Raw genomic sequence first — 17,501 nt, 5'->3', positions numbered from 1 at the left:
TGTAGCTCCGTAAGTATTCTGATGAAACGGGGATGCGGGGGCGCCCTTGAGGCTCTGCGAGTGTAAAAGAAAACGCCCTCCCGCGCTGGAGAACTGCGGCAAATTCCGACATGACAGAGGCTTTTTTGTGTAGCATCGTCAGACTTGACGCCTCGTTTGACGGCTTGCCACGCGAACCAGCAACCCAATTCAGTAATCGACCTCATCTATGCGCCCTAACCAAAATCCCGCAGCCGCCGCAGTGCAAATCCAGCAAGCAGTCGCGCTCCACCAGAGCGGCGAACTCGACAAGGCCGAAGCCTTGTATACCAAGGTGCTCTCCACATTCCCCCGGCATTTCCAGGCCCTGTACCTGCTCGGCATGCTTGAACTGCATCGCAAGAACTACAAGGAAGCGCTTGACCTGATCGACGCCGCACTCAAGATCAACCCCACCCATATCGACGCCCTGTTCGACCGCGCCACCATCCTCGAAGACACGGAACGCAACACGGAAGCGCTGCGCGGTTACGACCTGGTGCTGGCGCTGAAATCCGACTTCACCGAAGCACTCTACCGGCGCGGCAACGTGCTGCGCGCCATGAAACGCCACATGGAAGCCCTGGATTGCTACAAACGCGTGCTGGCCGTCAAACCCGACCACGCACAGGCCTGGCTCAAGCAGGGCAATTCGCTCAATGACCTGGGTCGCCTGCGCGAAGCGCTGACCTGCTACGAAAAAGCCGTCGAAGCGGCGCCTGAATATCCGGAAGCGCTGTTCAACCTGGCCAACACGCTCAAGGAATTCGATCGTCTCGACGAAGCCATGGCGACTTATGACAAGGTGTTGAAGATCGAACCGGATTTCGCCGAAGCGATCGCCAACCGCGCCTTCCTGCTGGTCGGACAGAACCGGCTGGAAGAAGCGCTGGCCGACTACGATCACGCACTGCAGTTGATGCCTGATTCCGCCGAAGCGTTGTACAACCGCGCCGTGACGCTGGAAGAACTGCAACGTTACGACGAAGCCATCGCCGCCTACGCCCAGGTTCCGCAAAACGATCCGAACTTCCAGTCGGCGCGCTGGAACGCCGCCTTGGCCAACCTGAAGCTGGGCAATCTGGAAGCCGGCTGGCGCCAGTACGAACAGCGCTGGCAAACCGAACAGATGCGCAAGACCCAGCGCTATTTCAGCCAGCCGCTGTGGCTGGGCCAGGAATCCCTGCAGGGCAAGACCATCCTGCTGCATTCCGAACAAGGTTTCGGCGACACGCTGCAATTCGCGCGTTACGTTCCGCTGCTGGCCGAACGCGGCGCCCGCATCATCCTGCAAGTGCAACCGGCGCTCAAACCCCTGATGGCCAATATCAAAGGCGTCAGCGCCGTGCTGGCTACCGGCGAGCAGTTGCCGCCGTTCGACCTGCAGTGCCCGCTGATGAGCCTGCCGCTCGCCTGCCAGACGTTTTCCCTCAATGACATCCCTGCGGCGAATTACTTGCAACCGGATGCCGGAAAATCTGAAAGCTGGAAAGTACGCCTGGGAGAAAAGCGCAAACCGCGTATCGGCATCGTCTGGTCCGGCAGCAATCCTCGCGTCAACAGCCCGGCCACCAAGCGACTCGATGCCGCACGTTCGATCCCCTTCACCGTGCTGTCGCCGCTGCTGCAAAACGACCAGGTCGAATTCTTTGCCGTGCAACCGCAAAACAGCACCATTTCTCCGTTAGGCGGCATTTCTTCGCTAAGCCTCAACCTCAGCCTCGGAGGGCAATCATCGGGTCTCAGCCTCGGGGGGCTGTCCTCAGGTCTCAACATCGGGGGCCAGCGCCTTGTCGACTACACGCGCGATCTTCGCGATTTCTCGGATACCGCAGCGCTGATCGATAATCTGGATCTGGTGATTTCAGTCGATACCGCCGTCGCGCATCTGGCAGGCTCGCTGGGCAAGCCGGTGTGGCTGCTCAACCGCTACAACACCGACTGGCGCTGGCTGCTGGGCCGCAACGATTCACCGTGGTATCCGAGCATGCAGATTTTCCGCCAGAGCAAGGCCGGCGACTGGAATGGCGTCATCTCCGAAGTGCAGCAGCAACTTCAACAGGCGCTACGGTAAATCCCATCCCTCTGCAGGGACAAAAAAATGCCCGGCCATTGTGTGCCGGGCATTTTTACTTGCAAAACATTTCCCTCTATCCGCCGAAACGTACTTCCTGCAAGCCTCGCACGCCGTCCAGCGTCACCGCGAACAAGCCGCCGGCGGCCGGCTCGCGCGCCCGTGCTGCGTCATCCATGCCTTCATGCGCGGTCGTCACGAACAGCGTATCGAGATTGGCGCCACCGAACGCCGGGCAGCTTGGCTGCGATACCGGCACCGCGACAATGCGATCAACCAGGCCGTCCGGTGCATAACGCACCACGCGTGCGCCGCCCCACTGGGCATTCCACAGAAAACCGCGGCTGTCGATGGCGGAACCGTCAGGGCTGCCTTTTTCACCCGACAGGTCAACGAACACTCTCTGCGTGCCGATCGCGCCGCTGACGGGGTCGTAGTCGCAAGACATGATCTTGTCCTGCATGGTGTCGCAGAAGTACATGCGCGTCCCGTCAGGGCTGAAACAGATGCTGTTGGAAATCGCCACGCCCGGCAACGGCAAGCGCTCCAGACTGAGATCGGCGTTGAGTCGGTAGAAGCTGCCGATCGGTGCGCGTCCCTTGTCTTCATTGAGCGTGCCGAATACGAAACGTCCCTGACGATCGCAGCGGCCGTCGTTCAGGCGCGTCGTCGGCAGGTCTTCTTCCACCGCCAGGATGTTGGTGATCTCGCCGCTGTCCAGGTTGAAGAATGCCAGCCGCGAAGCCAAACCAATCAGCAGGCGATCGGTCTGCGCAGTCAGCGCGAACACCGACAAACGCTCGGGCATGGGCCAGCTGCGCGTGGTGCCTTCCGCCGGATGGTGGTTCCAGAGTGTCGCCCCCTGGATGTCGGTCCAGAATATCGATTGCGTCCTGTCGCACCAGATCGCACATTCGCCGAGCTCATTTTTGCCGTCTACGATCAGGCTTGCTTGCATGAGATGTCTGCTCCGTGATGGGAAATCCTGCCACTGATTTCCGGGTGATGAAGAATGATGAAGCGGGAATTCGAAACTTTAAACGAAAAGAGGCAAGCCGTGGCTTGCCTCCTTCCGCTGCTGCGTTTTACTGCGCTCTGCCGCTCGTTACGATCGGATCCTCATACGATCAGAACGAGTGGGCAATGCCGACGTAGCCGCCAGTTTGGCTTTGACCCGCCAATGGTGCACCGGCTTCGTCCGCTTCCAGCGAGAAGGTACCCGCGCCGCTGTTGCGAACCGTGCCTGCGCCGATGTACAGCAAAGTACGCTTGGACAGGTTGTAGTTCAGGCCGGCCATGTACAGGTTGGCGGAACCGCCGTTATTGTTGGCGTTGACGTGGAATACCGAACCGATCAGCGTCAAAGCCGGCGAGAGCTGATAGTTGGCGCCGACCCAGTAATGATTGACCTTGTCCGTCGAGCCAGGTGCAACATCCGGCGCTTTCAGGTTTTCATAACCCAGGTACAGCTTCAGTTTGTCGATGGTGTAAGTACCACCCAGGATCAGCTCCTTGGAGGAGTCATACACGTTGCCCGGCACTGTGGCGCCGCTCGCGTTCGTCGTGACGCTGCCGTACTTGCCGTTGGCGTCGCGCACCAGATCATAGATCGCGCGCAGTTCCAGGCCTTGATTCTGATAGACCAGCGAGACGCCGTCCTTGCGGCCCTTGGTGGTCGAACCGGCTTGTTCGCCGAGGCTGGTCTGGAACGTGGCGTTGAAGCCACCCCATGTCGGCGTCTGATATTCGATGATGTTGTTGGCACCGCCCCAGTTGCGGCCGTGCACCAGATTAGCGGTGCCGATCCATTGCTGACCGGTCGGGTCGAGGAACCAGACGTCATTGTCGATGAACAAATTCTTGCCGATCTTGATCGAACCGGCGCTGCCGTTCAGGCCGACATACGAACGACGATTGAACAGTGCTGTGCCGTTGGTAGCACCCTTGGTCGCGCCGAAACCCGATTCCAGCAGGAAGAAACTGTTCAGGCCGCCACCCAGATCTTCTTTACCTTTGAAGCCGATCATGCTCGTGCCCCACTGGTTGCTGGCTGCGCGCACTTGTGTACCGGTGTTGCCGTTGGCCTGGTGCACGTTGCTCTGCACGTCGACGCCGGCGACGACGCGTCCGTAGATGGTGACGCTGTCTTCCGCCTGCGCGGATGCCAGGCATGCGCCGAACAGGGAGGCCGTGCCCAGGGCCTTGAGAAGGGTTTTGGTTGAGATGGACTGAGTCATCGTGAAGTCTCCGTAGATCTTTATAGTCAACAGGGTGGAGTCGATTGCTGCACCCTCACTTTTTTTGTATGAAACCCGCGTTGAATCAGCGCGCAAAAGTCCTCCTCGATACCGGTTTTTTCAACCGTTCGATCAGCATTTCGTCAGCTTCATTTCAACGTGGAGTCCAGAGCGTGAAACCGTCTGAACTGGGCTAGATACTAAGGATTAGTGACATATATTTCTAATGAATTATTTGCCTCAGTCGATACTTGATTTGATATCATCGAAAAATATAAAAAATGGCGGAGACAAATGAAGAACAGCGACCCGAACTGGTTCCTGCGTGCGCGTCTGAAAACACGGCAGCTCTTGCTGTTAATCGCACTAGATGATGAACGAAATATTCATCGCGCCGCCAATGAACTCAACATGACGCAGCCTGCGGCATCCAAGCAACTGAAGGATCTTGAGGACATGCTCGGCGTGACCTTGTTCGATCGCCTGCCGCGCGGCATGCGCCCGACCATCTACGGTGAAGCGATGATCCGCCACTCGCGCATGGCGCTCACCAGCTTGTCGAAGGCACATGAAGACATCGTCGCGCTGAAGTCCGGCCTGTCCGGCCAGGTCGACGTCGGCGTGATCCTGTCGCCGGGCATGTCACTGCTGCCGGCAGCGATTGCGCGCGTCAAGGAACACTCGCCCATGCTGCGTATCGGCGTCGAAGTCGAGAGCAGCAACATCCTGCTGGCACGCCTGCTGCGCGGCGACCTGGACTTCCTGGTGGCGCGCATCCTCGATGAAGAAGTCAGCCACAACCTGCACTACGAAGAACTGTCCGACGAACCGATCTGCGCCGTCGCCCGCGTCGGCCATCCGCTGCACGCGCACAAGAACCTCCAACTCAAGGACATCGTCGACGACCCGTGGATCATGGCGCCCAAGGGCAGCATCTTGCGCAGCCGCGTTGACCTGATGTTCCGCAAGAGCGGCCTGACGCCGCCGGCCAATGTGGTCGACACCACCGCTATCCTCACCATCACCAGCCTGCTGCAACAGACCGACTTCCTGTACGCCATGCCGACCGAAGTGGCGCGCTATTATTCCCAGGCGCGCCTGATGGATCTGCTGCCGATAGAATTGCCGTGCAAGATGGACGGCTTCGGCATCATCACCCGCCGGGAACATTTGCTGTCGCCGGGCGCGGTGATTTTGCAACAGGCGATCAGGGATGTGGCGAAAACGATTTACTGAATTCCTGAATTCCAGCCACAAAAAAAAGCGAGACATCAAGTCTCGCTTTTTTTATTTTCAGCTGCGCCTGCATAGATTGGCGAGAAAGTGCCGATAGCAAGGCGCGCCGACGCAGACAGTGCGTGAGCACGGCAAGGCGTCGCAACGCCGCTAGCGGTGCTTTATCACCAATCTACGCCCAGCCGGCGTCCACGATGAATTCTTGTGCAGTACACATGACGCTCTCATCCGACGCCAGGAACAACACCATGCGCGCCAGATGCCACGGCAGCAATTCGCCTTGCAGGCATTGGTTGCGCTTGATGTCTTCCTTGCCCTTCTCATCCAGCCACAATTCGATCTGGCGTTCGGTCATGACCCAGCCCGGCGTCACGGTATTGACGCGGATATTGTGCGCGCCGAGATCGCGTGCCAGGCCGCGTGTCAAACCGAGCACCGACGACTTGGCCGTGGTGTAGACCGGGAAGCCGCCGCTCGACGTGTGCCAGCTGATCGAGCTGAAGTTGATGATCGAGCCGCCCTTCTTCTTGATCATGCCCGGCGCCACCGCCTGCACGGCGAAGAACGACGGACGCTGATTGATGGCGATGCGGTTGTCCCAGTATTCCTGCGTCACGTCTTCCAGCTTGTGACGTTCGTCATTGGCGGCGTTGTTGACCAGTACATCGAAGTCGCCCAACTGGGCGGCCAGTTCCTTGATGGTGTTTTGCAGCGATGCGATGTCGCGCAGGTCGCAGTAGCGGAACGACGGCGCGGTGAAACCGGCGTCGGCGATCTGCTTGCACAGGGCTTCGCTGGCGTCTTTCGCAATGTCGACGAAAGCGACGATGGCGCCTTGTTCCGCCAGCGCGCTGACGATGGCCGCGCCGATGCCGGTGCCGCCGCCCGTGATGAAGACGCGCTTGCCCTTGAGGCTGGGGTAGCTCGCCAATTGATATGTTGCAGACATGTGTTCTCCAGAAATTGAGTGGCGCCTTACAGGACGGTGACGTGCGGATGCGGCACGTCGTCCAGGCTGAGGCGATTGCGCAATGCCGGACCGAAAGCAGCGACGTCGATCTCGAACGTCTCGCCCGGCGCGACCGTGATGTTGTCGGAGCAGCTCAGCGTTGCCGTGCCGAAGAAATGGATGTGCACGTCGCCGGGGCGGCGGAACAGCGGATACTTGAAATGGTGGTATTCCAGGTTCGACACCGTGTGCGACATGTTGTCCTCGCCGCTGACGAAAGGCTTCTCCCAGCGCACCTTGCCGTCTTGCGCGCGGATGCGCGACATGCCTTGCACGTGCGCAGGCAATTCGCCCACCAGCAATGCCGGGCCGACCGAACAGACACGCAACTTGGAATGCGCCAGGAACAGATAATTCTGACGCTCGGTCACGTGGTCCGAAAACTCGTTGCCGATGGCGAAACCGAGACGATACGGCTGGCCGTTGTCGCCGATGATATAGAGACCGGCGATCTCCGGCTCTTCACCGCCGTCGAGCGCGAAGTGCGGCATCGCCAGCGGTTCTTCCGCAGCGCGCACGATGGAACCGTCGCCCTTGTAGAACCACTCCGGCTGCACGCCGATCTTGCCGGCCGCAGGCTTGCCGCCTTCCAGACCCATGCGGAACATCTTCATGCTGTCGGTCAGGTTGTCGCCGGCGCCGTCGAGCTTCTTGTGCATGGCGTCGCGACCGTCGGCGCTGCCCAGGTGGGTCAGACCGGTGCCGGTGACGTAGCAATGCGCCGTGTCTTCATGATCCAGCGGGGCCAGCAAGCCGCCTCGCTCCGCAACCGATGCATAATCGACTACGGTCGCGCCGAGCGCGGCAGTGGCGAATTCCTGCAAGGAAGCCTTCTTCGCGATGGCGGCGCGCGCCAAGGCATACGTACTGCGATAACCGTCGACGACACGGATCTTCTTGCCGTCGTCTTCGAGGCTGCCGACCAGGCGCGAGCCGTCGGCTTGTTTGAATTGCACCAGCAACATGCTTGTTACTCCTTAATGAGAATGCTTGGGAACGGCAGCGCCGCGGCAACCAACCAGGAAATCGAAATCGCAGCCTTCGTCGGCCTGCAATACGCGGTCGATGTACAGCGATTGATAGCCGCCCTGCATCGCCGGCTTGACCTGCGCCAGCTTCTCGGCGCGCGCAGTCTGGCGTTGCGCCATTTCCTCATCGCTGATGTCGAGATGCAAGCGACCGGCGGCACAATCCATTTCGATCCAGTCGCCGTCCTGCACGATGCCCAGCGGACCGCCGGCGGCAGCTTCCGGCGCCACGTGGAGAACCACGGTGCCGTAGGCGGTGCCGCTCATGCGTGCATCGGAAATGCGCACCATGTCCTTGACGCCTTGCGCCAGCAGCTTGGGCGGCAAGCCCATATTGCCGACTTCGGCCATGCCGGGATAGCCCTTGGGGCCACAGTTTTTCATGACCAGCACCGAGCTGGCGTCGACGTCCAGATCAGGATCGTTGATGCGTTCCTTGTAATGCGCGAAGTCTTCGAACACCACCGCTTTGCCGCGATGCTTCATCAGTTCCGGGGAGGCTGCCGACGGCTTCAACACTGCGCCGCGCGGCGACAGGTTGCCGCGCAGGATGCAGATGCCGCCGTCATCGATCAATGGATTGTCGAGCTTGCGAATCACTTCGTCGTTGTACTGCGGCGCGTCCTGGTTGTTTTCCCACAGCGTCTTGCCGTTGACTGTCATCGCATCTTTATGCGGGATCAGGTCGGCTTCGCCGAGGCGGCGCAGCACTGCCGGCAAGCCGCCGGCGTAGTAGAACTCTTCCATCAGGAAGCGGCCCGAGGGCTGCAGGTCGACAATCGTCGGCGTGCCGCGGCCGACGCGCGTCCAGTCTTCCAGTTCGAGGTCGACGCCGATGCGGCCGGCGATCGCCTTCAGATGGATCACGGCGTTGGTCGAGCCGCCGATGGCGGCGTTGACACGAATGGCGTTCTCAAACGCTTCGCGGGTCAGGATCTTGGACAAGGTCAGGCCTTCCCAGACCATGTCGACGATGCGCATGCCGGACATGTGCGCGAGCACATAACGGCGCGCATCAACGGCGGGAATCGCAGCATTGTGCGGCAATGAAGTGCCCAGTGCTTCGGCCATGCAAGCCATCGTCGAGGCGGTGCCCATGGTGTTGCAGGTGCCGGCCGAGCGCGACATGCCGGCTTCGGCCGCCATGAATTCGTGGATGGAGATCTTGCCCGCCTTGACCTGTTCGCTCAATTGCCAGACCACCGTGCCGGAGCCGATGTCCTTGCCTTCGTGCTTGCCGTTCAACATCGGGCCGCCGGTGACGACGATCGCCGGCACGTCGCAGCTGGCCGCACCCATCAGCAGCGCCGGCGTGGTCTTGTCGCAGCCGACCAGCAGCACCACCGCATCGAGCGGATTGCCGCGGATCGATTCTTCGACGTCCATGCTGGCGAGATTGCGCGTCAGCATCGCGGTCGGGCGAAGATTGGATTCGCCGTTGGAGAACACCGGGAACTCGACCGGGAAACCACCCGCCTCGATGATGCCGCGCTTGACGTGTTCCGCGATCTTGCGGAAGTGCGCATTGCACGGCGTCAGTTCTGACCAGGTGTTGCAGATGCCGATGACCGGCTTGCCTTGGAATTCGTGATCGGGAATACCCTGGTTCTTCATCCAGCTGCGATACATGAAACCGTTCTTGTCGGCCGTACCGAACCAGGCTGCGGAACGCAGTGTGCGCTTCTTGTCGATAGTCATTTACTCATCCGTTTGGAATAGTGCGGTCGCCACCTCCCGGTGTGGCGACGCTGATGAAAACGGCTGCAAGAAACTCCTCTTACAGCCACCCCTCTGGCAGAACTTACATTTCTTGTTATTTATTTTTGTTGTAGACATCAAAGAATACGGCAGCCAGCAATACCAGGCCCTTGATCACTTGCTGGTAATCGATGCCGATGCCCATGATGGACATGCCGTTGTTCATCACGCCCATCACGAAGGCGCCGATGACCGCGCCCATGACCTTGCCGACGCCGCCCGAAGCCGATGCGCCGCCGATGAAACAGGCTGCGATCACGTCCAGCTCGAAGCCGGTGCCGGCCTTCGGCGTAGCCGTATTCAGGCGCGCCGCGAAGATCAGGCCGGCCAGCGCCGCCAGCATGCCCATGTTGACGAAGGTGTAGAAGCTCACGCGTTCGGTCTTGATGCCGGACAGCTTGGCGGCTTTTTCATTGCCGCCGACGGCGTAGACGCGGCGGCCGATGGTGGTGCGGTTGGTGACGAAGGTGTAGACCACCATCAGCGCAAACATGATGATCAGCACGTTCGGCATGCCCTTGTAGGAGGCCATCAGGTAGCTGAAGGCGATGATGGCTGCCGCAAACAGAATGTTCTTGAGCAGGAAGAACACCGCCGGTTCTTCTTCCATGCCGTGCTTGACCTGCTTGCTGCGGCCGTGGACTTTCACCGCCAGCAGAATCGCGGCGGCGGCCACGCCGACCAGCAGCGAGGTGATGCGAACGCTGCCGGTGTCGGCAAAGAATTCAGGAATGAAACCCGAGCTCAGCAGCTGGAAGCCGCGCGGAAAAGGACCGACCGACTGGCCTTCCAGCAGCGCCAGCGTCAGGCCCTTGAATACCAGCATGCCGGCCAGCGTGACGATGAAGGATGGGATGCGGAAGAACGCCACCCAGTAACCTTGCGCTGCGCCGATGGCGGCGCCGGCGATCAGGCAGATGACGGTGGTCAGGATGAAGTTGACTTCATAGTTGACCATCAGCACTGCCGCCAGCGCACCGATGAAACCGACCACCGAGCCCACCGACAAGTCGATGTGGCCGGCCACGATCACCATCAGCATGCCCAGCGCCATGATCACCACATAGCTGTTTTGCAGCACCAGGTTGGTCAGGTTGAGCGGCTGCATCAGCGTGCCGTCGGTCATGACCTGGAAGAAGGCCATGATCGCCACCAGCGACAGCAGCATGCCGTATTCGCGCATGTTGTTCTTGAGGAAGCCGGCGTATTCCCGTTTGGCTTCGGGGACCGCGTCGAGCGTAGGTGTCTTGCTCATTTCATTGTTCTCCATTCTTCACAATCCTTTCGTTCCGTACTATGGAACGCATGATTTTTTCCTGCGATGCTTCCGCCGCCGTGTATTGGCCGACGAACTGTCCTTCGTTCATGACATAGATCCGGTCGCACATGCCGAGCAGTTCCGGCATTTCCGACGAGATCATGATGATGCACTTGCCTTCCGCAGCCAGCTGGTTGATCAGGGTGTAGATCTCGAACTTGGCGCCGACGTCGATGCCGCGCGTCGGCTCGTCGAGGATCAGCACTTCCGGATTCGAGAACAGCCACTTGCTGAGCACCACCTTCTGCTGGTTGCCGCCGGACAGGTTCACCACCTTTTGCAGCACGCTCGAGCAGCGGATCCGCATCTTGGTGCGGAAGTCGGCCGCCACCTTGAACTCGCGCGCCTCGTCGATCACCGACTTGTCGGAGATCGCGCCCAGGTTGGCCAGCGAGATGTTCTTCTTGATGTCTTCGTCCAGCACCAGGCCGTCGCCCTTGCGGTCTTCGGTGACGTAGGCGATTCCGTGGTTGATGGCTTTCTGGATGGTGCCGACGTCGATCTTCTTGCCGTGCAGATGGACCTCGCCGCTGATCTTGGTGCCATAGGCGCGGCCGAAGATGCTCTTGGCCAGTTCGGTGCGGCCGGCGCCCATCAGGCCGGCGATGCCGACGATCTCGCCCTTGCGCACGTTGAAGTCGATGTCCTTGATCACCACGCGATCAGGATGAATCGGATGGTGCACGCGCCACTGCCTGACTTCGAAAATGGTCTCGCCGATCTGCGGCTCGCGCTTGGGATAGCGGTCCGCCATCTCGCGCCCGACCATGTTCTGGATGATGCGGTCTTCGCTGATTTCTTCCTTGCGGCAGTCGAAGGTGTCGACCGTGGCGCCATCGCGCAGCACGGTGATCGAATCGGCGACCTTGGAAATCTCGTTGAGCTTGTGTGAAATCAGGATTGACGAAATGCCCTGCGCCTTGAGTTCCAGCAGCAGTTCGAGCAAGGCATCGCTGTCGCTTTCGTTGAGGCTGGCGGTTGGTTCGTCGAGGATCAGCAGCTTGACCTCTTTCGACAAGGCCTTGGCGATCTCGATCAGTTGTTGCTTGCCGACGCCGAGGTTGGTGATCAGCGTCGACGGCGGATCCTTCAGGCCGACCTTGGCCAGCAGTTCCTTGGCTTTGGCGTAGGACAGTTCCCAGTCGATCACGCCGCTGCTGGCCTGCTCGTTGCCGAGGAAAAGATTTTCGGTAATCGACAGCAGCGGCACCAATGCCAGCTCCTGGTGGATGATGATGATGCCGACGCTTTCGCTGTCGACGATATCCTTGAATTCGCGAGTCTGGCCCTGATAGATGATGTCGCCGGAATAGCTTCCGTGCGGATAGACGCCGCTCAGGACTTTCATCAGGGTGGATTTGCCGGCGCCATTCTCGCCGACCACGGCGTGGATCTCGCCGGTGCGCACTGCCAGGTTGACGTTGTTGAGCGCCTTGACACCCGGGAATGTCTTTTCAATTCCGCGCATTTCCAGAATTGTACTCATGTGTTCTGACCTCTTTTTTTGCTCCGGCCTGCCGTGGTGGTGGGATGCTGCGGGCCGCTATTCTGGCGTCCGATCAGAGTCGTTGCAAGCTGCGGCAACGTCGCCTCCGGAAACACCAACCCCGCGCGCGCGGCGCGGGGCTGCTTTTTTGTCCGGCCGACATTCATCGACCGGACCACACTCACTTAACCGAACCAGCGAATTACTTCACTTGGGCTTCGGTGTAGTAGCCGCTGCCGACCAGCACTTCTTTCCAGTTGCTGGCGTCGACGCTGACCGGCTTCAACAGGTAGGAAGGCACAACCTTGACGCCATTGTTATAGGTCTTGGTGTCGTTGATGGTTGGTGCTTTGCCCGACAACACGGCGTCCACCATGGAGACGGTGACCTTGGCCAGTTCACGTGTGTCCTTGAAGATGGTCGAACGCTGTTCGCCGCGGATGATGGACTTGACCGAAGGCACTTCCGCATCCTGACCGGTCACGACCGGCATTGGCAGCTTCGGCGTACCGTAGCCGACGCCCTTGAGCGAGGAGATGATGCCGATGCTGATGCCGTCATACGGCGACAGCACTGCGTCGACGTGGGCGTTGCCGTAGTAGGCGCTCAACAGGTTGTCCATGCGGGCTTGCGCAGTCGCGCCGTCCCAACGCAGGGTTGCAACCTTGTCCATGCCCAGCTGCTTGCTGCGCACGACCAGCTTGCCCTTGTCGATGTAAGGCTTCAGGACCGACATGGCGCCGTTGTAGAAGAAGAAGGCGTTGTTGTCGTCAGCCGAACCACCGAACAGTTCGATGTTGAACGGACCCTTGCCGCCCTTCAGGTCCAGCGCCTTTTCGATGTACGAAGCCTGCAGCACGCCGACCTGGTAGTTGTCGAAAGTCGCGTAGTAGTCGACGTTCTTGGAGTTGCGGATCAGGCGGTCATAAGCGATGACCTTGATGCCCTTGTCGGCGGCTTTTTGCAGCACATCGGACAGGGTGGTGCCGTCGATCGCGGCGATGACCAGAACCTTGACGCCCTTGGTCACCATGTTTTCAATCTGCGCCAGCTGGTTCGGGATGTCGTCTTCCGCGTATTGCAGGTCGGTCTGGTAGCCCTTTTCCTTGAATACCTTGACCATGTTGTTGCCGTCAGCGATCCAGCGCGCCGACGACTTGGTCGGCATGGAGATTCCGATCAGGCCCTTGGTCTGGGCGCTCACTTGTGCGCTCACTGCCATCAGACCCATGCTCAGGCCAAGCGTCAGCCCGGCCAATACCGATTTGAGTTTCATACTTCTCGTCTCCTAAATGTTTGTTGTTTTACTGGCAATGCAAAACATGCCTATCTGCGCGGGGGAACGCGACATATTTTGCAAGGCCTCTACGATAACCATTAGAGCAATACATTTCTAATGATTTTTTTGCTAAAACCCATATTGTTTTCAACATCAGTTTTGCGCAAACGGCAGGACTCGCGTCTGCCGCCTTTTGCCCTTGCCAGATGCCTCAAGCCGCCTGTGCGGACGGTTTGACGGCGACGGCTGCGCCATTCGCATCTGCCGCCTTGGCCGCGCCCAGCGACATGAGCCGCTGCGCCAGACAAAACACGAACAGCAGCACGCCGATCACGATCTTGGTCCACCAGGAGCTCAGCGTGCCGTCGAAGGCGATCAGCGTCTGGATCACGCCCAGGATCAGCACCCCGGTCAGGGTACCGGCCACATAACCGTAACCGCCCGTCAGCAAGGTGCCGCCGATGACCACCGCAGCGATGGCATCGAGCTCGGTGCCCTGCGCATGCAGGCCGTAACCGGACAGCATGTAGAACGAGAACAATACACCCGCCAGCGCCGCGCAGAAACCGCTGAATGCATAAATCGCCACCTTGGTGCGACCCACCGGCAAACCCATCAGCAGCGCCGACTGCTCGTTGCCGCCAACGGCATAGACCGCCCGGCCAAAGCGCGTGTAATGCGCCAGGTAGATCGCCAGCGCCAGCATCAGCACCGCTATGACCACGCTGGGCGAGACGAAGGCGTCGCCTAATCCGAACTCCAGCCGGGTCTGCGACATCGCCACAAACAACGGATCGTCGATGGTGATGGAATTGATGCTGATCAGATAACACAGGCCGCGCGCCAGGAACATCCCAGCCAGCGTGACGATGAACGGCTGCAGCTTGAAGAAATGGATCAGCACGCCCATCGCGGCGCCGAACAGGCCGCCCAGCGCCAGCACGCAGACGATCACCAGCAGCGGATGCCAATGCCACGATTGCAGCAGGTAGGCCGAAATCATGGTGGTCAGCGCCAGCACCGAACCGACCGACAGATCGATGCCGCCGGACAGGATCACGAAGGTCATGCCGATGCCGATCACCAGCAGGAAAGCGTTGTCGATCAGCAGATTCAGCACCACCTGCACCGAAAAGAAACCGTCGTAGGCGACCGAACCCATCGCGAACAGGACCACCAGCAAGGCGACGGTGACCAGCGAGGTGAAGTATGGCGTCGCCAACAGGGAGCGAAAATTCTTCATGATTTTTCCTGAATGCTTAGGCTTGGTTGCCGGATTTGAAAAAACGCAGACGACGAAACTCCGGCGACTGCGACAGGCAAACCAGGAACACCACCACCGACTTGACCACCATGTTGACTTCCGGCGGCACGCCCAATGAATAGATCGTGTATGTCAGCGCCTGGATGATCAGCGCGCCGATCACGCTGCCGACCAGGCTGAACTTGCCGCCGGCCAGCGAGGTGCCGCCCAGCGTCACCGCCAGGATGGCGTCCAGCTCCAGCAACAGGCCGGCGTTGTTGGCGTCGGCGCTCTTGATGTTGGCGCTGATCATCAGCCCGGCCAGTCCGGCGCACAGGCTGCAGAAGATATAGACGAAAAAGATCAGCGCCGCCGTGCGGATGCCCGCCAGGCGCGACGCCACCGGATTGATGCCGACCGACTGGATGAACAGGCCCAGCGCGGTCTTGCGCATCAGCAGCGCCAGCACCACGAACATGCCGGCGACGATGAACAGCGAAAACGGCAGGCCCCACAGGTAACCGCTGCCAAGATAGAAGAACGGCTTGTAGTACACCGTGATGATCTGGCCATCGGTCAGCAATTGCGCCAGCCCGCGTCCGGCCACCATCAGGATCAGCGTGGCGATGATCGGTTGCAGCCCCAGCGTCGCCACCAGCAGGCCGTTCCACGCGCCGCACAGCAGCGCCACGCCGAGCGCGGCGGCCAGCGCCCAACCCATCGGGATGTTGCTGACGTATTCCGGTACGCCATTGTTGACGACCATGGTGCCGCCGATCAGCATCGCCGCAATCGTGCCCGAAATCGCCACCACTGCGCCGACCGAAATGTCGATGCCGCGCGTGGCGATCACCAGCGTCATGCCCAGCGCCGCCAGCATCAGCGGCGCCGCCCGGTTGACGATGTCGATCACGCTGCCGTACAGATGGCCGTCCTTCATTTCGATGCGGAAGAAGCCCGGGATCATGAAGAAGTCGATCAGCAGCAGCACCGCCAGCGCGCCCAGCGGCCGGCTCAGCGGATGAAACAAGGCGCGTCGCAGCCGGTTGGCAGCGGCGCCCGAAGAAGTATTGCGATTGGAGATCAGGTCGGAATTCATTGATGCGCTCATGTTGCGGTTCCTGCTGTCTGCCCTTCGGTCTCGCCCGCGATCACCTGCAGCACCGAGGCGTCGTCCAGCTCACCGCGCAGATATTCGCCGCAGCCGTGGCGATCGCGCAGCACCAGCATACGGTCGCTGCAGCGCAGGACTTCGGGGATTTCGGAAGAGATGAAAAGAATCGACATGCCCTTGCGGCACAAGGCCACGACGTAATCCATGATCTCCTGCTTGGCGCGCACGTCGATGCCGCGCGTCGGCTCGTCCAGGATCAGCATGTCGGGGTCGGTCGCCAGCCAGCGCGCCAGCAAGGCCTTCTGCTGGTTGCCGCCGGACAGCAGGCCGATCGGGGTTTCGACGTCGGCGGTCTTGATGCCCAGCCATTTGACGTAATCGGCCGCGATCTGCTGCTGGCGCTTGCGCGGGATCACGTGCAGCAGTCCGTTGCGAGCCTGCAGCGCGAGGATGATGTTTTCGCGCACCGACAGGTCGAGGATGGCGCCCTCCTTCTTGCGGTCTTCGGAGCAGAAGCCGATACCGGCGGCGATGGCGTCGCGCGGCGTGGAGAATTTCACCGGCTTGCCCTTGATGCTGATCTCGCCGCTGTCGGCCTTGTCGGCGCCGAACAGCAGCCGCGCGGTCTCGGTGCGGCCGGAACCGAGCAGGCCGCACAGGCCGAATACTTCACCGGCGCGCAGCTCGAAGTCCTGCGGCGTCAGCGCCCCCTTGCGACCAAGTCCGCGCGCCTGCAGGAAGACTTCGCCGTCGTTGGCGGCCGGCGTGATGTCGGCGTTGTCGGCCAATGCCTCGCCGGCGGCGGTGGCGTCGACCGGCACGCCCACCATCTTGTTGACCAGATCGAGGCGCGACAATTCGCTGGCGGCATATTCGCCTTCGCGCACGCCGTTGCGCAGCACCGTGATGCGGTCGGAGATTTCGTAAGTCTGGTCGAGGAAATGCGTCACGAAGAGAATCGCCATGCCTTCGTCGCGCAGGCTGCGCAAGACCTTGAACAGCAATTGCACTTCCGCCTCGTCAAGGCTGGAAGTCGGCTCGTCGAGGATCAGCACGCTGGCCGATACGCTCACGGCACGCGAGATCGCCACCATCTGCTGGATCGCCAGCGGATAGGCAGACAGAGGTTTTTGCACATCGATGTGCAGGTCAAGTTTGGCCAGCAACTTGGTCGCGCGGCGCTGCATGGTGGCCCAGTCGATCGGACCGACGCCGCCCCATTTGCGCGGGTAGCGGCCGATGAAAATATTCTCGGCCACGGTCAGGTTCGGACACAGGTTGACTTCCTGGTAGACCGTGCTGATGCCGAGCTGCTGCGCTTCCAGCGTCGAGCCGGGCCGGATGGCGCGGCCGCGCAGCAGGATGTGGCCGTCATCGGGTGTGTAGACGCCGGTGAGCACCTTGATCAGCGTCGACTTGCCGGCGCCGTTCTGGCCCATGAGGGTATGGACTTCGCCCGGGAACAGGCGCAGGCCGACGTCGCTCAATGCCTTGACGCCGGTGAATGACTTATGGATGCCGATGAGTTCCAGCGCCGGTTCGGCGCCGCTGGCGGGAGTGTGTTCTGAAGTTGCGTTCGACATGGCGTTACCGCAAGTGAAAAAACGGCGGGCCGAAGCCCGCCGCACAAAGCCTGTTGAGCAGATCCGCCGCAACACAGAGGGGCATTGCGGCGCATCGTTCAAGGCCCAGGGGTTACTC

The 17,501-nt window shown here is 60.5% G+C and carries 13 protein-coding genes; 2 read left to right on the top strand and 11 right to left on the bottom strand.

Annotated elements, in window-relative coordinates:
* Positions 1 to 208: 208 nt before the first annotated feature.
* Positions 209 to 2,092, top strand: a complete 1,884-nt coding sequence (locus ACIROY_RS08870) for a tetratricopeptide repeat protein (protein WP_402341227.1) — start codon at positions 209 to 211, stop codon at positions 2,090 to 2,092.
* Positions 2,093 to 2,168: 76 nt separating this feature from the next.
* On the opposite strand, the gene ACIROY_RS08865 is transcribed toward ACIROY_RS08870, so the two are convergent.
* Both ACIROY_RS08865 and ACIROY_RS08860 read right to left on the bottom strand, forming a co-directional pair.
* Complete coding sequence (locus ACIROY_RS08865) at positions 2,169 to 3,050, bottom strand: SMP-30/gluconolactonase/LRE family protein (protein WP_402341225.1); 882 nt, start codon at positions 3,048 to 3,050, stop codon at positions 2,169 to 2,171.
* 169 nt (positions 3,051 to 3,219) lie between these two features.
* A complete protein-coding gene (locus ACIROY_RS08860) occupies positions 3,220 to 4,329 on the bottom strand; it encodes a porin (protein ID WP_402274602.1) in 1,110 nt (369 codons plus the stop codon).
* A gap of 294 nt (positions 4,330 to 4,623) precedes the next feature.
* Between ACIROY_RS08860 and ACIROY_RS08855 the strand changes: the two genes are divergently transcribed.
* A complete protein-coding gene (locus ACIROY_RS08855) occupies positions 4,624 to 5,565 on the top strand; it encodes a LysR family transcriptional regulator (RefSeq protein ID WP_402274600.1) in 942 nt (313 codons plus the stop codon).
* A gap of 172 nt (positions 5,566 to 5,737) precedes the next feature.
* On the opposite strand, the gene ACIROY_RS08850 is transcribed toward ACIROY_RS08855, so the two are convergent.
* The 9 genes from ACIROY_RS08850 to ACIROY_RS08810 all read right to left on the bottom strand — a co-directional run bounded on the left by ACIROY_RS08850 (position 5,738) and on the right by ACIROY_RS08810 (position 17,383).
* The gene (locus tag ACIROY_RS08850) at positions 5,738 to 6,514 is read right to left on the bottom strand and encodes an SDR family NAD(P)-dependent oxidoreductase (protein WP_402274597.1); all 777 of its coding nucleotides are present in this window, start codon (positions 6,512 to 6,514) and stop codon (positions 5,738 to 5,740) included.
* A 26-nt stretch (positions 6,515 to 6,540) separates the two neighbouring features.
* On the bottom strand, positions 6,541 to 7,539 hold the full coding sequence (araD1, locus tag ACIROY_RS08845) for an AraD1 family protein (protein WP_402274595.1): 999 nt from the start codon (positions 7,537 to 7,539) through the stop codon (positions 6,541 to 6,543).
* Positions 7,540 to 7,551: 12 nt separating this feature from the next.
* A complete protein-coding gene (locus tag ACIROY_RS08840) occupies positions 7,552 to 9,300 on the bottom strand; it encodes an IlvD/Edd family dehydratase (RefSeq protein WP_402274592.1) in 1,749 nt (582 codons plus the stop codon).
* 115 nt (positions 9,301 to 9,415) lie between these two features.
* On the bottom strand, positions 9,416 to 10,615 hold the full coding sequence (gene mmsB, locus ACIROY_RS08835; protein WP_402274589.1) for a multiple monosaccharide ABC transporter permease: 1,200 nt from the start codon (positions 10,613 to 10,615) through the stop codon (positions 9,416 to 9,418).
* Position 10,616: 1 nt separating this feature from the next.
* Entirely contained in the window at positions 10,617 to 12,164 is a 1,548-nt protein-coding gene (gene mmsA, locus ACIROY_RS08830) for a multiple monosaccharide ABC transporter ATP-binding protein (RefSeq protein ID WP_402341223.1), read from the bottom strand.
* Between the two features lie 202 nt (positions 12,165 to 12,366).
* Positions 12,367 to 13,440, bottom strand: a complete 1,074-nt coding sequence (gene chvE, locus ACIROY_RS08825) for a multiple monosaccharide ABC transporter substrate-binding protein (protein ID WP_402274584.1) — start codon at positions 13,438 to 13,440, stop codon at positions 12,367 to 12,369.
* 214 nt (positions 13,441 to 13,654) lie between these two features.
* The gene (gene yjfF / locus ACIROY_RS08820; RefSeq protein WP_402274581.1) at positions 13,655 to 14,686 is read right to left on the bottom strand and encodes a galactofuranose ABC transporter, permease protein YjfF; all 1,032 of its coding nucleotides are present in this window, start codon (positions 14,684 to 14,686) and stop codon (positions 13,655 to 13,657) included.
* A 16-nt stretch (positions 14,687 to 14,702) separates the two neighbouring features.
* Positions 14,703 to 15,797, bottom strand: a complete 1,095-nt coding sequence (locus ACIROY_RS08815) for an ABC transporter permease (RefSeq protein WP_402341221.1) — start codon at positions 15,795 to 15,797, stop codon at positions 14,703 to 14,705.
* A complete protein-coding gene (locus ACIROY_RS08810) occupies positions 15,794 to 17,383 on the bottom strand; it encodes a sugar ABC transporter ATP-binding protein (RefSeq protein ID WP_402341219.1) in 1,590 nt (529 codons plus the stop codon). Before ACIROY_RS08810 ends, ACIROY_RS08815 begins: the two co-directional genes overlap by 4 nt.
* Between the last annotated feature and the right edge of the window lie 118 nt (positions 17,384 to 17,501).

This window comes from Herbaspirillum sp. NPDC101396, from assembly GCF_044767365.1.
Taxonomy (GTDB): Bacteria; Pseudomonadota; Gammaproteobacteria; order Burkholderiales; family Burkholderiaceae_D; genus Herbaspirillum.
This window is presented reverse-complemented; position numbering and strand designations above follow the sequence as displayed.

Bases quoted from the DNA above. Each gene is read 5' to 3' on its own strand.
- ACIROY_RS08870 (WP_402341227.1), top strand. From the start codon at position 209: ATGCGCCCTAACCAAAATCCCGCAGCCGCCGCAGTGCAAATCCAGCAA.
- ACIROY_RS08865 (WP_402341225.1), bottom strand. From the start codon at position 3,050: ATGCAAGCAAGCCTGATCGTAGACGGCAAAAATGAGCTCGGCGAATGT.
- ACIROY_RS08860 (WP_402274602.1), bottom strand. From the start codon at position 4,329: ATGACTCAGTCCATCTCAACCAAAACCCTTCTCAAGGCCCTGGGCACG.
- ACIROY_RS08855 (WP_402274600.1), top strand. From the start codon at position 4,624: ATGAAGAACAGCGACCCGAACTGGTTCCTGCGTGCGCGTCTGAAAACA.
- ACIROY_RS08850 (WP_402274597.1), bottom strand. From the start codon at position 6,514: ATGTCTGCAACATATCAATTGGCGAGCTACCCCAGCCTCAAGGGCAAG.
- araD1 (WP_402274595.1), bottom strand. From the start codon at position 7,539: ATGTTGCTGGTGCAATTCAAACAAGCCGACGGCTCGCGCCTGGTCGGC.
- ACIROY_RS08840 (WP_402274592.1), bottom strand. From the start codon at position 9,300: ATGACTATCGACAAGAAGCGCACACTGCGTTCCGCAGCCTGGTTCGGT.
- mmsB (WP_402274589.1), bottom strand. From the start codon at position 10,615: ATGAGCAAGACACCTACGCTCGACGCGGTCCCCGAAGCCAAACGGGAA.
- mmsA (WP_402341223.1), bottom strand. From the start codon at position 12,164: ATGAGTACAATTCTGGAAATGCGCGGAATTGAAAAGACATTCCCGGGT.
- chvE (WP_402274584.1), bottom strand. From the start codon at position 13,440: ATGAAACTCAAATCGGTATTGGCCGGGCTGACGCTTGGCCTGAGCATG.
- yjfF (WP_402274581.1), bottom strand. From the start codon at position 14,686: ATGAAGAATTTTCGCTCCCTGTTGGCGACGCCATACTTCACCTCGCTG.
- ACIROY_RS08815 (WP_402341221.1), bottom strand. From the start codon at position 15,797: ATGAGCGCATCAATGAATTCCGACCTGATCTCCAATCGCAATACTTCT.
- ACIROY_RS08810 (WP_402341219.1), bottom strand. From the start codon at position 17,383: ATGTCGAACGCAACTTCAGAACACACTCCCGCCAGCGGCGCCGAACCG.